A 14,880-nucleotide genomic window follows, 5' to 3' on the forward strand; every position below is an offset into this window, starting at 1 on the left:
GAGAGAAGCGTCGCGAGTTTCCCCCGCAAAAGGGGGGCCTTCATCACTGGGCAGGTGTAGCTTGGGCAGTGCACAGTGACAGGTTGATGATGCTGATCGCGACCCAGGGGTCACATCCACGTTCGAAGATTAGCCTCTTCCACGGCCACCGCCGGTTTTACAGGCCGGGGCCGGGGAAAAACTATCCGTTGCGAAGCTTAACGAGAGGGCCGACAGGCGTTCTTGCAACGCTGCGACATATTCGGACATTGACAGGTATACCAGCGTCAAGACACAGAAACACGCAACCCCAGGAATTGCGAGACGTTCAACTCGCCATTACCGCAAAAATCATCCTCGACCGTAAATTGGCGGGAGAACTTTTCGGGCAGAACGATACCGCCGCTGATCATCAACTCGAAGGGGTATTGCGCCGTCAACGGAGAAAAATCCACATCCAGCACCGATTCACCATAGGCATCGAGCAGCATGGAAAAATACCTGCCAATACCTTCCTGCAAGGCCTGAGCCAGGGTCTGCGCCGACTGATTCCTGTCAGAGAAAACGATACCTGCCGGGACGTAGCCGGTCACTTGCCCATGAGGAGCGGAAAAAACCGCCTCCAGCGCCAGGCTGTGAGCTTCGACCGGCTGTATGGACCTGTCCAGGCCGAGAGCATCATTGAAAAAGCCGTGGATCCGCCCTCCCCCGTCGACAACTTGCTGAGCGGCCTTATTCGTAACCATGTAGAAGCCATCCAGCGGGCATTGAAGAATCCTCTGCAAGCGATACTGAATGGTGCCGGCGTACCCCAGGTCGATCACCGCATAGCGTCCCCCGGAATGGATGCCCAGCCTGTCCAGGTAATGGGTGAACGCCAGCCTTTGCCCCGCACAGTAATGGGCGATGGCCTCACGATGCGCCGATACATACTGCCGAACGCGAGCCTCATCGCCCGGCAGAACAATGAGGTCACCACTATCCGAGGTTTCGAAACCCAACCTGGCCTTCAGCAAGGCGCTCATGCTGCCGCGGAAATGTCCACCGCTGAGCAAATCCTCGACGAGGATACCCCCTGCCCATAACACGGCAAGTAAAGATTGCCGCGAGCAAAAGAAGTACTCGGTTCTTTCCCTGTACACGCTGGAATAATACCGATTGAAAAGCTCCTTGAGGTAGAAGCCGTCCCTGGCCAGGAACAACACGCGCTCATAGCGTCCGGCAACCAGTTTTTTATCCAGCCAATTCAGAAAGCTCATGACCAGCGGGCCGTAGACCAGACACCCGACATCGACCAGGCTGTTCAGGACAAGAGGCCTGAAACCCTCCTCCAGTAATGGGTCATTGGCTATCACCTGAACCGCCGGCCCCAGAAGGATGCCATCACGCCAATCATGCTCGGCCTCACGCCAACCGGGCGGTAGCCTGAGTCCGCGCTCCTGGGCCAATACGGCCGGATTCAAGATCCCCACCGGCGACAAACCATTGCGCAATGCCTGCTGGATGTCCGACTGCTCGTTGTCACCGATATGCCGGATGGAAACGCCCTCGATACCGATCAGATAAGGCCAGATGTCACCACGATCCTTGCGACGCCCAACCTCACAGGACACGTACACTTCATCGACACAGTCCATGACCGCGAAGCGTTTCAACACGTCCAGGAGAAAGGTACGTTCGAAATAACTGTCACTGACAATGATTACCCGCTTACCCTGGCGCTTCAGCCGGACCAGCACATCCACCACCGCCTGACGCGGAACCAGGCAGCGCCTCTCGATTTCCAGTTCCAGAACCATGGCTGTCCTGGAGCACGCCGCGCCCCAGCCGAACAGGGAAAAACAATCGTAGATATCCGACAACCTGACATCGCCGGTTTTCGAGAGCTCGCGAGCTCGCGCCTCTGCCGCCCTTCGAACGGCATAGAAGCCCTGAGCGACAGGTGCCCCCAAACGCTGCTCCAGCTCAAAACCGATGTAATGCTGAACATCCTCGGGTGATACCGAAACCCTGGAGAACAGCGTATCGAAGAAGTCGAAAGACACTACCGGGAACCCACCGGCATCACTGATCCGCCTACTGGTAACCAGGTAATGACTCAACAGCTTGCTACCCGCTCCCCACAGAAATCGCCCGGCCTGCGGATTGATCTCGCCATAGATGTAGCCGGAGTGCTCCGCGATGACCCCGATGGCACGCTCGATCAGGTGGGGCAATGTACCATCGTCTGCGGCCGGCTCGACCTCAAAATCGTCGTACGTCCATTCAACCGCCAACAAAGGCCGCAGGGCATCAACACGTGCCCAGAACATGCCACCCACCGGAAAGTCGATTAGGCCACGTCGTGGATAGTGATCAATGCCCAATCGGGAGAAAAATCCCGGTAACAAGTGCCCTACGGATAACCAGTGATGAAACCAGTAGCTGGCTCCTCGCTCATAGGTTTCGGGAGCGATAACACCTGCTTGCGGTCGATCCCGATAGATCCCTCGGATCAGTTCGACAACCGTTGGGCTGCCAAGCAGGCAATCGAACAGGTGAGTCCGCCAGGCCTGCTGGTCCTCTCCAGTTCGTAGCGACTTCTTGGTATGCAGATGCAACATCAGGTCGTGAGTGCGGATCTGCTCGCGGTACTCCACCAGCCAGGGGGCAAAGTTTCGCCCACGGTTCCGACAGATCGTCAGTTCATAGCGTTCGATTCCCTGATGCCGCAGCGTCTGCATTACCTGGGTTCGACCCGCCTCATCCGCAACCGAGATGTAAAAGTGGCACTCATCACCCAAATGGTGAAAATAAGTTGCCATCTCCTGGAAGACATCCGGATAAAAAACATGAATCACCACCGCGACACTCTGCCCCCGGAGCATCGGAGCAGCCCGCGTGCGCTCCACTAACTCCCGATAGTCCAGGCTACACACAGGCTCTCTCGGCAAACCGGTCATGACAGGCCCGGGTCCACGCAACAGGTGCTCGCCGAAGAGCCTGAACGCGACCCGGAACAGGAATGGTCGTATCAGGGCAGGTGCGCGGTGATAGGCAGAACGCCCCAGCGAGCGCAACGTCTTCAATAACCGGCGTCTGAACGTAATGCTGGATCCCGATAGCCATTGCTTGACCCTGCGCAAGGGTGCCGTCAGGCGCCAGGACCTGGAAGCCAGCAACGCATCATGCAAGCCTTTCAGTTGAGAAACACGACTGCGCAGGACTTCGTTGGCCTGCTCCAGACCGCCGATTCGCCGTCCCAGGTCGACACATTGCCCCTGCAACCCGCTGACCTGTCCGTTCAGGGTGGCGTTGGCCTGCTCCAGCCCGAGGATATTCAACAGATCCTCAGGTTCACTGGGCTCGGCTTGCCAAACATCGACTCCGTAGCGCTGCAAATGCCTGACCTGTCCGGACTTTTCCGAAAGGCGAAAACCGAGATGCGAAACGCTGGCCGTAGTCTTGCCGAATACGCCCACATAATCACTCCAGCGCTGTTCGGGACGGTTTCCCATCTGAGCACCGATGAAGGATTCAATCAGTACTGGCGAGTAACCATTTCGCTGTCCCCACTGCACCAGCGAGCGGCCCGAATCCGGGTAGAAACGCCAACTGTCCACCGGGTGACGATGAACATAACCGTTGCTGGGGGTGTTCAGGTAAAACAGGCCATCGTCCTTCAATACCCTGAGAATCTCCAAGAACAATAGCCAGAACATGTCGGAGTGCTCGAAACAGGAACTGGCGATCACCACGTCGACAGAGTCGTCGGCAAAGGGTAGACAATAGGGATCCTCCAGGACCAGGTCGACATTGCTGCCTTCAACAAAATCACAGCCAGTGTAGTGATAGGTTTCAGGTATGAATGCCCTGAGCGACCCATTCACATCCTGGGAGCCCACTTCAACTATCCTGACCCGTCGGTTGTCCGGGTATTGGATCGACTCGATGAAATTTCTGCCGTGAAGCATGGCCGATGGGTGCATGGGTTTCCTTGATGCTCAGTAGCGATCGACGCTGAGGCTTATATTAAGAAAGGGAATGCCAATGATTCCGGTCGACACCGGATCGTGGTGCGACCTTATGAGCAGGCCCTCGTGGCACCAGTGCAACTGCTTGTGGTCATGCTGTTCGCCATTGGCGATAGCGACCTGAATGACGTAGTCGCCCTTGGCCAGCCAAGGCATGAAAAACTCGAACTCCGCAGTCAATGTCGACCCCGCCTGTGCGGTGCGGATGTTGCCCAGTTGACTGATGTAGGTGTTGTCGCCAAACAGCGTCTGCCCCAGACGATCCTTGACGAAGAAGCCGATGATGGGACGATCGAGAAAAACCGATGTCTGGGCCTCGATTCTGAGGTTGACCCGCTCTCCGCCCAGTACCCAGGTCAGCCCGGCGCCAGTGGAATCGGTCAGCCGCACCTCGGTGATGCGGGCTTCTTCCCCGCCGAATGCGCCAGGAGTCTGCGGATCGAAGCGGAATACCTCAAGGTCATTCCTGAGGTTACTCGAATTGATATAGTCTGCACGCTGATCGCGCCACTCCAGAGCAGCCTGACCGTGACGCTTCGTTGCACTGGCATGCCGAGGCCGAGATTGCCCGGCACTGATCGGATGATCGCCACCCACAGTGTGGAACAGGTCGTTCAGATAACGCTCACACACCCATCGCGCCTCTCCCAGCTCCCTTGGATGTCCCTGGTCCAGCCACAGCACCCGGTCACAGAGATTGATCACCGAAGCGGTGTCGTGACTGACAAAAATCAGCGAATGCCTTTCCTTGAACTGACGGATAAAACGCATGCATTTCTGTGCGAAATAGGCATCCCCCACCGAAAGCGCCTCGTCGATCACCAGAATATCGGCGTCGACATGAGCGACGACCGCAAACGCCAGACGCACATACATCCCACTCGAATAGGTCTTGACCGGCTGTTCCATGAAACCGCCGATATCGGCAAAGGCTGCAATGGCGGAAAAGCGCTGATTGATCTGCTCGACACTCAACCCGTATAGCGCAGCCGACATGTAGATATTTTCGCGGCCGGTGAACTCGGCATTGAAACCGGCACCCAGCTCCAGCAAAGCCGCCACCCGCCCCTGGACACGCAGGCTTCCCGACGTCGGCGCCAGGGTCCCGCAAATCAGTTGCAGCAGGGTCGATTTGCCAGAGCCGTTGCGACCGATGATGCCGAGGGACTCTCCCTTCTTCATTTCGAACGACACTCCGTTCAGGGCCCAGAACTCCCGACAACGGGACTGGTGCCGCTGAAACAGCATCTGCAACAGCCGATCGCTGGGTTTGTTGTAGATCGGGTAGCACTTGCAGAGCCCTTCGGCAGCGATGGCAATATCAGAGGACATCGGCAAATCCCCCACGCGTTTTCTGGAAAAATCTCAGACCAAGCCAAGCCACCAGCGCCCCGACCAGCAATGACAGGCACCAGACTCCGGGGTCCGGCAAGCGGCTCCAGATGCAAACCTGCCGGGTGTTCTCGATCACCTGAGCCAGGGGATTGAGCGTCATGAAGTATTGGAAACGCTCGGGCAGGGCCGTGACGGGATAGAAAATCGGAGAGAGGAACAGCAGCGCGGTCACCAGCACCCCGACCAGATGACCGATATCGCGCAGATAAGCCCCCAGTGATGCCAATACCCAGCAGACTCCCAGGGTGAACAGCAGCAACGGCAGAATCGCCACGGGCAACAGCACGGTCGTGAGAGGCGGAACCCGGAAAAACAACGCGCAGAACACCAGCCAGACCCCCAGGTTGACCAGAAACTGAAACATCGCTCCCAACAGCAGCACCACCGGCAGAATCTCCAGCGGAAAAACGATTTTCCTGACATAGCTGGCATGAGCCGAGATCACTCCCGGCGCACGGCTGACGGATTCGGAGAACAAGTTGAAAACTATCAGCCCTAGAAACAGCACCAGGGCGAACTCCAACGGCGAACTGTCACCCGCTCCCCAGTGCGACTTGAATATCCCACCAAAGACAAAAGAGTAGATAGCCAGCATCAATAGCGGATATATAAGCGACCAGACAACTCCCAATATCGACCCGCGATAGCGCCCGATAATGTCACGCCGCGCCAACATCAGAATGAGACTTCGATGGCGCCAGATCCCTCTCGACATATCACTCGATTCGTTCGTGAGTTCATACATTCAATCAGCACCTCTGAAGAAAAAATGACGCAATCGCCTCTCACCGTTTCCAATGAACAGGCAGTAGAAAACTGAAAATTTTTAGAAAATCAGATCTTTCGGAGCAGCGCTGCAAACAGCAATCCAAGATTGCCGCCCAGTGTCTGCCGATAGACACCGCACCGCCTGATACCGGATATTCGATGCCAAAGCGGCAGCTCACGGGCATTCTTGAATGCCGAAAGCAATTCGATGTTTTGCTGGTCCAGTCGATGGCTCATCAACTCCAGAGCCCTGATGTTCTGCCGGTTCCACTCATGGAAACGACCATGGATCAGCATGCGGATCCGATAGAGCCGGGCCAGCCACCCGGCATTGCTGCCGACCAGATTGGCCTTGTGCTGGCGATAGAGCGTCTTGGGCTGTGGGTCGTAGAAAACCACCCCGTTCCGGGCCCCGGACACCAGTTGGTAGGCCCACCAGTCATGGGAAGGAATGCGGACATCGGCCCCCGCTTCGCGCAGCAGTTCGCGTGCGGCATGGTTGAACACCATGGTGTTGCCGCCGCCGATGCTCTGGACCAGGGCATTGGCAAAATCCGGCGGCAGCGAGAAACGCGGGGATCGGCCGGTGCCGATCCCCAACTCCGAAATCAGTTGGGTACGCCCGCAATACAGCGCCGGCACATGCCCGGGTACACTCTGCAACCACATCAGCGCGGTTTCGAGCTTGTCTTCGTTCCAGATATCGTCCTGATCCGACCAGGCATAGAAATCCGCCTGAACTTCGGGACGAAAGGTCAATGACAGGAAGTTGGCGACAAAGCCCTTGCGCGGACCGGAAAAGACCTTCAGCCGTCCTGCTGGCCAATCACCGGTACAACTGTCGACTATTTCCAGTGTGGCATCACTGGAGCCATCATCGGATACCGCCAGGCTCCAGTTGCAATGACTCTGGCGTTCAAAGGAGTTGATCTGCTCGGCCAGAAATCGCTGGCCATTGTAGGTACACATCAGGATCGAGACTTTCAAGACCTTATTCCTCCGTAGAAGATTTTCGGGAAAATCTTGAACCGGACAACGCAGGAACTCGGCTTGGCGATGATTATCAAGACTTCGTCGCACATCGTCTACTGTCAGAAATGACAGGTCTATACGAGAACTCTGAACACAAAATGGAATGAGTGAAGTTAGAACTAAGACACTTCCTACATAATGCCTCCTGGCGGTCGGCGAAGCGAAACCGCGAGGCGATTGCCGGGCCGTCGCCATCGGTTCCTGAAAAATATTGCGGATACAGGCAAAATATCGCCTCTCCCCCGCTCCCCACAGGACACCAGCCCATGCCGTTCAGTACCGCCCACCTCATCGCCAACCCCTGCGACGATGAAGAAGACAACATGGCCATGCTCTGCTGCCACAGTGACAAGGGCGAGATGTTCCTGATGACCCGCTACCCGGACGAGGACGAGCTGGAAATCACCCTGGACGGCGAACCGTCGACCCTGGACGGGGTCAAGGTCACCTTCGGCGCCACCCGCCTGCTGATCGAAGTCGCACCGGGCGACGCCGATGCGCTCAATGGCGCGGACCACCTGGAAATCCTGCACCGCACCGACGCCGCGGAACTGGCCGAGATCGAGCAGACCCTCAGGAACATCCTGGAAGGTACCGGCACCTACGTCAGCGAACTGGGCTGAAAAGCGCAGGTGCGCTGCATCCGTGAGAAATGACTCTCAACAACGCAGGATTTTTCCCGAAAAATCAGAAAAATCCCGTTGTCCGTTAGTCGCCACGACCCTCGATGGATTAAAGTAACGCCCCCGGCGACGACATTTATCCGCATGCCGTCGCCCCCCTCTCCAGGAACACTCATCGATGGAACATCGTGAAGCGCTGCTGGCGCTGCGAACCTTTCTCTCAGCGCAGATTCTCGGCCAGGAAAAGCTCATCGAGCGCCTGCTGATCGCCCTGCTGGCCGACGGCCACATGCTGGTCGAGGGCGCCCCCGGCCTGGCCAAGACCAAGGCAATCAAGGAGCTGGCCGAAGGCATCGAAGCGCAGTTCCATCGCATCCAGTTCACGCCCGACCTGCTGCCCGCCGACATCACCGGTACCGAGATCTATCGGCCCGAAACCGGCAGCTTCGTGTTCCAGCAGGGGCCGATCTTCCACAACCTGGTGCTGGCCGACGAGATCAACCGGGCCCCGGCCAAGGTCCAGTCGGCGCTGCTCGAAGCCATGGCCGAGCGCCAGGTCAGCGTTGGACGCAGCACCTATGACCTGTCGCCACTGTTCCTGGTGATGGCGACCCAGAACCCGATCGAGCAGGAGGGCACCTATCCATTGCCGGAAGCCCAGCTCGACCGTTTCCTGATGCACGTCAAGATCGGCTTCCCGGATGCCGCCGTCGAACGGCGGATCCTGCAGCAGGCCCGCGGTGAAGCGCTCAACGGCGAGGCCAAGCCCGAACGCCGGGTCAGCCAGCAGGCGATCTTCGCCGCGCGCAAGGAAATCCTCGGCCTGTACATGGCCGACGCCGTGGAGGAATACCTGGTCCAACTGGTGATGGCGACCCGCAGCCCGGCCAAGTTCGACGCGGAAATGGCCGAGTGGATCGCCTACGGCGCCAGCCCCCGCGGCTCGATCGCCCTCGACCGCTGCGCCCGCGCCCACGCCTGGATGGCCGGACGCGACTTCGTCAGCCCGGAAGATATCCAGGCGGTGCTGTTCGATGTACTGCGCCACCGCATCATCCTGTCGTTCGAAGCCGAGGCGGCGGGGATCGACCAGGATCGGGTCGTCCAGCGGATTCTCGACGTCGTCGCCGTCGCCTGACCCCGACAATGATCACCCCGCTACCCGCCGAGCCCGGCATCCGTACCACTCTCGCCGAGTTGATCGAGATGCGTCATCGCGTGCGCGAAGTACGGCTGTTCTCGACGCCGAGCCAGCGCAGCCCGCTGATCGGCCTGCACCATTCGAAACTGCGCGGCCGTGGTGTGGACTTCGACCAGGTGCGGGTCTACCAGGCCGGCGACGACGTGCGCACCATCGACTGGCGGGTCACCGCGCGAACCCAGGAACCGCATACCAAGCTGTTCCACGAGGAGCGCGAGCGACCGATTTTCATCCTCGTCGAGCAGAGCCGGCAATTGTTCTTCGGCTCCGGGCAGATGTTCAAATCGGTGCTCGCCGCCCAGGCCGCCAGCCTGATCGGCTGGGCCGCGCTGGGTCATAACGACCGGGTCGGCGGGCTGGTCTACGGCGACAACGAGCACTATGAAATCAAGCCGCGGCGCAGCAAGCAGAGCCTGTTGCAACTGCTCAACCGGCTGGTGCGGGTCAACCATTCGCTGCACACCGACGTCGCCGCCGGCCAGGATACCCTGGGCCAGGCGCTGATCCGTGCGCGGGAAGTGCTGCGCCCGGGCAGCCTGGTGATCGTGATCTGCGACGAGCGCGCGCTGACCGATGCCGCCGAACGTCAGTTGAGCCTGCTGTCGCGTCATTGCGACCTGTTGCTGCTGCCGGTGTCCGACCCGCTCGACCACGCCCTGCCCGCCGCCGGCCTGCTGCGCTTCGCCGACCGTGGCGCGCTGCTGGAGCTCGACACGCTGAGCCCGGAACTGCGCCAGGCCTATCGTGCCCAGGGCGACGCGCGGGCCGCCCGCTGGGAACTGCTGGCGCAGAAGCTGCGGGTGCTGTTGATGCCCCTGAGCACCCAGGGCGAAATGGTCGAGCAGTTGCGCGAGTACCTCAACCCGCAACGGCCGGGAAAACCGTCATGAGCGGCCTGGACCAGTTGCAACCGCTGATCACCCCACCGGTACAGGGTTTCTGGCCGCCAGCACCGGGCTGGTGGCTGCTGATGCTGGCGATGCCGCTGCTGGGCGTCGGCCTCTGGTACCTGCGGCGCTGGCTGCTGGCCCGACGTCCGCTGCCGCGTGCCGAACAGCCGCTGGATCCGTTACGGCTGGCCGCGCTGGAGGAGCTCGCGCGCCTGCCCAAACCCTACGACGGCGCTCCGGCCGGCGCCTGGCTGCAGCAACTCAACGGGCTGCTCAAGCGCCTGTGCCGCAACCACTATCCGGGCAGCCAGAGTCATACGCTCAATGGCCGCCAGTGGCTGGCCTTCCTCGACAACCGCTGCCCGGCCGCCGGCCTGACGCGCTGGATGGTGCTGGTGGAGGGCGCCTACAAACCCGAGTGCAAGCTCGACGACAAGGCCATCGCCGGCCTGAACCAGGCCATCGACACCTGGATCCGCAAGCATGTTTGAGTTCGCCTGGCCGTGGATCTTCGCCCTGTTCCCGCTGCCCTGGCTGCTGCGGCTGGTGCTGCCGGTGGCCGACAGCGGCGAGGCGGCGCTGAAGGTCAGTTTTCTTGCCGATCTCGAAACCCTGGCCCGCCGTCGTGCCCGCCTCAACCTGCCCGGCTGGCGCCAGCAGGCGCGCTTCGTGCTGCTCTGGCTGCTGCTGTTGATCGCCGCCGCCCGCCCGCAGTGGCTGGGCGAACCCTTGCCGATCGCCGCCAGCGGCCGCGACCTGCTGGTCGCGGTGGACGTCTCCGGCTCCATGGAATATCCCGACATGCGCTGGCAAGGTGAAGACGTCAGCCGCCTGAGCCTGGTCCAGCACCTGCTGGGCGACTTTCTCGAAAGCCGCGAAGGCGACCGGGTCGGGCTGATCCTGTTCGGCAGCAAGGCCTACGTCCAGGCGCCGCTGACTTTCGACCGGCGCACCGTGCGGGTCTGGCTGGATGAAGCGAAGATCGGCATCGCCGGCAAGAACACCGCCATCGGCGATGCCATCGGCCTGGCCCTCAAGCGCCTGCGCCAGCGGCCGGCCCAAAGCCGGGTGCTGATCCTGGTGACCGATGGCGCCAACAACGGCGGCCAGATCGACCCGATCACCGCGGCCCGCCTGGCGGCCGAGGAGCAGGTGAAAATCTACCCGATCGGCATCGGGGCCGACCCGGAACAGAGCGGCAGCCTGTCGATGCTGGGACTGAACCCGAGCATGGACCTCGACGAACCGGCCCTCAAGGAAATCGCCCAGGTCACCGGTGGCCAGTATTTCCGCGCCCGCGACGGCCAGGAACTGCAAAGCATCCGCAGCACCCTGGACAAACTCGAACCGGTGGCCCAGCAACCGACCCAGGCCCGCCCCGCCCGCGCCCTCTATCACTGGCCGCTGGCCCTGGCATTGGCCCTGAGCCTGCTGCTGGTGGCCCGCGAGCAGTGGCCGGACAACCTGCTGCAACGCTGGCTGGCGCGTCGCCAGTTCCTCCCTCAGCACCCCGAGTGGCGTGAACGCCTCAAGCGCCTGCGCCTGCGGAGGCGCCGATGAGCGGCGAATTCCTCTCAGGCCTCTGGCCACACTGGTTCCGCCCCGGCTGGCTGGTGCTGTTGCCCCTGCTCGGCTGGTTGCTGTGGCGGCTCTGGCATCGGCAGAAACGGGCCGGACGCTGGCAGATGATCCTGCCGCCGGCCTTCCATCGCGTACTGCTCGGTGGCGGCAGCGGTCGCGAGAGCCGGCTGCCGTGGGTGGTCCTCGGCCTGGGCTGGGCCCTGGCCCTGCTGGCCCTGCTCGGCCCGAGCTGGCAGCGCATCGAGCAATCGACCCAGAAGCCCCAGGACCCGCTGGTGGTGCTGCTGGAGCTGACCCCGGACATGCTCGCCACCGATATCGCACCAAACCGCCTGGAACAGGCCCGGCGCAAGCTGTTCGACCTGATGCGCGCGCGCAGCGATGCGCAGACGGCGATCATCGTCTATGCCGGCAGCGCCCACACCCTGGTGCCGCTGTCCGATGACATGGGCACCAGCCGCAACCTGCTGGATGCGCTGAAGCCATCGATCATGCCCGAACCGGGCCATCGCGCCGACCTCGCGGTCGCCAAGGCGCTGACCCTGCTCGAACGCGGCGCCCAGGGCCAGGGACGGCTGCTGCTGATCGGCTCGTCCCTCAGTGAACAGGAACGCGAAGGCATCCGCCAGGCCCTGGCGCAACAGCCCCACAGCCTGCTGATCCTCGGTGTCGGTACGCGCGACGGTGCCCCGGTCGCCGAGGAGAATGGCGGTTTCCTCAAGGATGCCCAGGGCGCGATCCGCATACCGCGCCTCGACAGCCCGGGCCTCAAGGCCTTCGCCACGGAAGTCGGCGGCCGCTATCGCCAGAGCCGTGTCGACGAAAGCGACCTGCGCGGCCTCGGCCTGCTCGACGGGCCACGGCATCTGCGCGACGATGGCCAGCTCGTCCAGCTCGACAGTTGGGAAGACCAGGGCTACTGGCTGCTGCTGCCCTTGCTGGTGCTGGCCGCCTGTGCCGGCCGGCGCGGCTGGCTGTTCTGCCTGCCGCTGTTGCTGCTGTTCCCGCCACCGAGCCAGGCCTTCGAATTCACCGACCTGTGGCTGCGTCCGGATCAACAGGGCATGCGGCTACTGGAGCAGCAGCGCCCGCTGGAGGCGGCCAGGCATTTCGACGACCCGCAATGGCAGGGCCTGGCGCTCTACGAAGCCGGCGACTATACGGCAGCGGCCCGCAAGTTCGCCGAAGGCGACGATGCCAACGCCCATTACAACCGCGGCAATGCCCTGGCCCAGGGCGGCGAGCTGGAGGCCGCTCTGGACGCCTATGAACAGGCCCTGGAACGCCAGCCCGACCTGCGCCCGGCGCTGAGAAACAAGGCCCTGGTGGAGCAGATACTGGAAGAGCAACGCAGCCGCTCCGAACCCCAGCCGGTCAAGCCCGACGAAACCGCCGCCACCGGCGAGCCGTCCTCCACTCTGCACGACGCCTCCTCCAGCAGCGCCACACCCGCGCAGCCACAGGCTGCCGAGGCCGTGCCACAGACCCAGGACCCGCCGCCGAACACTGCATCGACCGATGCCTCGGCCGCGCCAACAGGTGATAATGAGGTACCGGGCAGCGAGCTGGACGACGAACGGACCACCCGCCCACCGCTGCGCAGCGCCGCGCAGAATATCGAGGGCGAACAGCGCCAGGCCCTCGAACAATGGCTGCGGCAGATCCCCGACGATCCGGGCGAGCTGCTCAGGCGCAAATTCTGGTACGAACAACAGCTCCATCAGGACAAGACCCGATGATCAACCGCTTTTCCGCCCTCTTGCTGTGGCTGCTCTGCTGGAGCCTGCCGGCCCATGCCGACGGGCTGCTCGCCAGCGTCGACCGCACGCGCGTGAATTCCGGTGAATCGGTGGAACTGACCCTGGAATCGCGGGATGTCACGCAGTTCGGCAAGCCGGACCTGGAGCCGCTGGCCGGCGAGTTCGAAGTGCGCGGCACGCGCCAGGTCAACCAGTTGACCACCCTGGGCGGCGACAAGCAGGCGACGACCCGCTGGATCATCACCCTGCTGCCACGACACAGCGGCGACGTGGTGATTCCCGCCTTGCAACTGGGCGAACTGCAGAGCCAGCCGATCACCCTGCAGGTGGTGCAGAGCGACCAGCAGGAACCGGCCAACAGCCTGGCCTCGGTGTTCATCGAAACCAGCCTTGACCAGGACAGCGTCTATGTCCAGGCCCAGGCGGTGCTGACCCTGCGCATCTACCATTCGGTGTCGCTGTATGACGACAGCAACCTCAGCCCGCTGCAACTGGGCGATGCACGTATCGAGCAGTTGGGCGAATCGCGCACCTACGAGAAGCTGATCAACGGCGTGCGCCATGGCGTGATCGAGCTGCGCTATGCCATCTACCCGCAGCACAGCGGCAAGCTGGCGATTCCGGCGCTGGTGTTCAGCGCCACCCTGGCGGAGACCGGCCAGGGCCAGAATCAGGGCCAGACACCGGCCGGCCCCAAGCCCGGCAAGCTGATTCACGTCAGTTCGGCCGAGATGACCCTCGACGTCAAACCGCAACCGGCGGCCTGGCCCGCCGATGCACCATGGCTGCCGGCGCGCAGCCTGAGCCTGGGCGAAAGCTGGAGCCCGGAGCCGGACCACAGCCAGGTCGGCGACTCGCTGACCCGCAGCCTCACCCTCAAGGCCGAAGGCCTGTCCAGCGCCCAGTTGCCACCGCTGCCGGCCACCAGTATCAGCGGCCTGCGCCGCTACCCGGACCAGCCGCAACTGAGCAACCAGAACAGCGAACGCGGCCTGATCGGCAGTCGCGAAGAACGTGAAGCCCTGGTCCCGACCCACAGCGGCACCTTTGAGCTGCCGGCGATCACCGTGGTCTGGTGGAACACCCACGAAGAGCACGTGGAGCGCACCACCCTGCCGGCGCGCAGCCTGCAGGTCACGAACAACCCGAGCCTGGCGGTGGATACGCCGGTCAACAGCGTACCGGCGAACATCGCCGCCGACGCGGCGAGCCTGTGGATCTGGAAGCTCAGCACGCTGCTGCTGGCCTGCACCACCCTGCTCGGCTTCGGCCTGTGGTGGCGCGCCCGCTCGCAGCCGGCGGTGCACCGCGCCGCCCAGGCCGGACCGAGCCCGCGGACCCTGCTCGACGACCTCAAGCGCACCTGCCTGGCCAACGATCCCCAGGCCACGCGCCAGGCGCTCGATGCCTGGGCCCGGCAGCAGCCGGAGACCCTGGCCGAGATGGCCGCGCGCTTCGTACCGCTGTCCGATGCCCTGGACGGCCTGAATGGCGCGTTGTACAGCGAGACCGGCCAGTACTGGCAAGGCGAGGAACTGTGGCGGGTGGTTCGCGCCATCCCGGCGGCCGAACGGGTCCAGGCCCCGGTCGGCGACAGCGGGCTGCCGCCGCTGTACCCCAAGTAAGCCCGGCTCCTAC

11 protein-coding genes are annotated in these 14,880 nt (G+C 62.2%); 7 read left to right on the plus strand and 4 right to left on the minus strand.

Annotation, left to right across the window (positions count from 1 at the left end):
• Positions 1 to 266: 266 nt before the first annotated feature.
• The 4 genes from ACM62G_RS01460 to ACM62G_RS01475 form a co-directional block, all read right to left on the minus strand.
• Positions 267 to 3,947, minus strand: coding sequence for a rhamnan synthesis F family protein (locus tag ACM62G_RS01460; protein ID WP_419736575.1), 3,681 nt, complete (start codon positions 3,945 to 3,947; stop codon positions 267 to 269).
• Positions 3,948 to 3,962: 15 nt separating this feature from the next.
• Positions 3,963 to 5,324 (minus strand): ABC transporter ATP-binding protein, encoded by a 1,362-nt coding sequence (locus ACM62G_RS01465; RefSeq protein ID WP_419736576.1) that lies wholly within the window; start codon positions 5,322 to 5,324, stop codon positions 3,963 to 3,965.
• Positions 5,314 to 6,063, minus strand: coding sequence for an ABC transporter permease (locus ACM62G_RS01470; protein ID WP_419737588.1), 750 nt, complete (start codon positions 6,061 to 6,063; stop codon positions 5,314 to 5,316). Before ACM62G_RS01470 ends, ACM62G_RS01465 begins: the two co-directional genes overlap by 11 nt.
• 158 nt (positions 6,064 to 6,221) lie before the next feature.
• Positions 6,222 to 7,124, minus strand: a complete 903-nt coding sequence (locus ACM62G_RS01475) for a glycosyltransferase family 2 protein (RefSeq protein WP_054056601.1) — start codon at positions 7,122 to 7,124, stop codon at positions 6,222 to 6,224.
• A 329-nt stretch (positions 7,125 to 7,453) separates the two neighbouring features.
• Between ACM62G_RS01475 and ACM62G_RS01480 the strand changes: the two genes are divergently transcribed.
• The 7 genes from ACM62G_RS01480 (at position 7,454) to ACM62G_RS01510 (ending at position 14,867) form a co-directional block, all read left to right on the plus strand.
• Positions 7,454 to 7,810: a hypothetical protein gene (locus tag ACM62G_RS01480; protein WP_054056597.1), complete on the plus strand. Its 357-nt coding sequence runs from the start codon at positions 7,454 to 7,456 to the stop codon at positions 7,808 to 7,810.
• 178 nt (positions 7,811 to 7,988) lie between these two features.
• Entirely contained in the window at positions 7,989 to 8,948 is a 960-nt protein-coding gene (locus ACM62G_RS01485; protein ID WP_054056598.1) for an AAA family ATPase, read from the plus strand.
• 8 nt (positions 8,949 to 8,956) lie between these two features.
• Positions 8,957 to 9,901 carry a DUF58 domain-containing protein gene (locus tag ACM62G_RS01490; RefSeq protein ID WP_273820543.1) on the plus strand — a complete coding sequence of 315 codons (945 nt, stop codon included), beginning with the start codon at positions 8,957 to 8,959 and terminating at the stop codon, positions 9,899 to 9,901.
• Complete coding sequence (locus tag ACM62G_RS01495) at positions 9,898 to 10,392, plus strand: DUF4381 domain-containing protein (RefSeq protein ID WP_054063802.1); 495 nt, start codon at positions 9,898 to 9,900, stop codon at positions 10,390 to 10,392. The genes ACM62G_RS01490 and ACM62G_RS01495 overlap by 4 nt, the downstream gene beginning before the upstream one ends.
• Complete coding sequence (locus ACM62G_RS01500) at positions 10,385 to 11,461, plus strand: vWA domain-containing protein (RefSeq protein ID WP_054063803.1); 1,077 nt, start codon at positions 10,385 to 10,387, stop codon at positions 11,459 to 11,461. The genes ACM62G_RS01495 and ACM62G_RS01500 overlap by 8 nt, the downstream gene beginning before the upstream one ends.
• Positions 11,458 to 13,221: a tetratricopeptide repeat protein gene (locus ACM62G_RS01505; protein WP_419736577.1), complete on the plus strand. Its 1,764-nt coding sequence runs from the start codon at positions 11,458 to 11,460 to the stop codon at positions 13,219 to 13,221. The genes ACM62G_RS01500 and ACM62G_RS01505 overlap by 4 nt, the downstream gene beginning before the upstream one ends.
• Positions 13,221 to 14,867, plus strand: coding sequence for a BatD family protein (locus tag ACM62G_RS01510; RefSeq protein ID WP_273820674.1), 1,647 nt, complete (start codon positions 13,221 to 13,223; stop codon positions 14,865 to 14,867). Before ACM62G_RS01505 ends, ACM62G_RS01510 begins: the two co-directional genes overlap by 1 nt.
• Positions 14,868 to 14,880 lie beyond the last annotated feature (13 nt).

The sequence above is a fragment of the Pseudomonas sp. COR18 genome, assembly GCF_048568395.1.
Taxonomy (GTDB): domain Bacteria; phylum Pseudomonadota; class Gammaproteobacteria; order Pseudomonadales; family Pseudomonadaceae; genus Aquipseudomonas; species Aquipseudomonas fuscovaginae_B.

Bases quoted from the DNA above. Each gene is read 5' to 3' on its own strand.
- ACM62G_RS01460 (WP_419736575.1), bottom strand. From the start codon at position 3,947: ATGCACCCATCGGCCATGCTTCACGGCAGAAATTTCATCGAGTCGATC.
- ACM62G_RS01500 (WP_054063803.1), top strand. From the start codon at position 10,385: ATGTTTGAGTTCGCCTGGCCGTGGATCTTCGCCCTGTTCCCGCTGCCC.
- ACM62G_RS01485 (WP_054056598.1), top strand. From the start codon at position 7,989: ATGGAACATCGTGAAGCGCTGCTGGCGCTGCGAACCTTTCTCTCAGCG.
- ACM62G_RS01490 (WP_273820543.1), top strand. From the start codon at position 8,957: ATGATCACCCCGCTACCCGCCGAGCCCGGCATCCGTACCACTCTCGCC.
- ACM62G_RS01470 (WP_419737588.1), bottom strand. From the start codon at position 6,063: ATGTTGGCGCGGCGTGACATTATCGGGCGCTATCGCGGGTCGATATTG.
- ACM62G_RS01475 (WP_054056601.1), bottom strand. From the start codon at position 7,124: ATGTGTACCTACAATGGCCAGCGATTTCTGGCCGAGCAGATCAACTCC.
- ACM62G_RS01465 (WP_419736576.1), bottom strand. From the start codon at position 5,324: ATGTCCTCTGATATTGCCATCGCTGCCGAAGGGCTCTGCAAGTGCTAC.
- ACM62G_RS01495 (WP_054063802.1), top strand. From the start codon at position 9,898: ATGAGCGGCCTGGACCAGTTGCAACCGCTGATCACCCCACCGGTACAG.
- ACM62G_RS01480 (WP_054056597.1), top strand. From the start codon at position 7,454: ATGCCGTTCAGTACCGCCCACCTCATCGCCAACCCCTGCGACGATGAA.
- ACM62G_RS01505 (WP_419736577.1), top strand. From the start codon at position 11,458: ATGAGCGGCGAATTCCTCTCAGGCCTCTGGCCACACTGGTTCCGCCCC.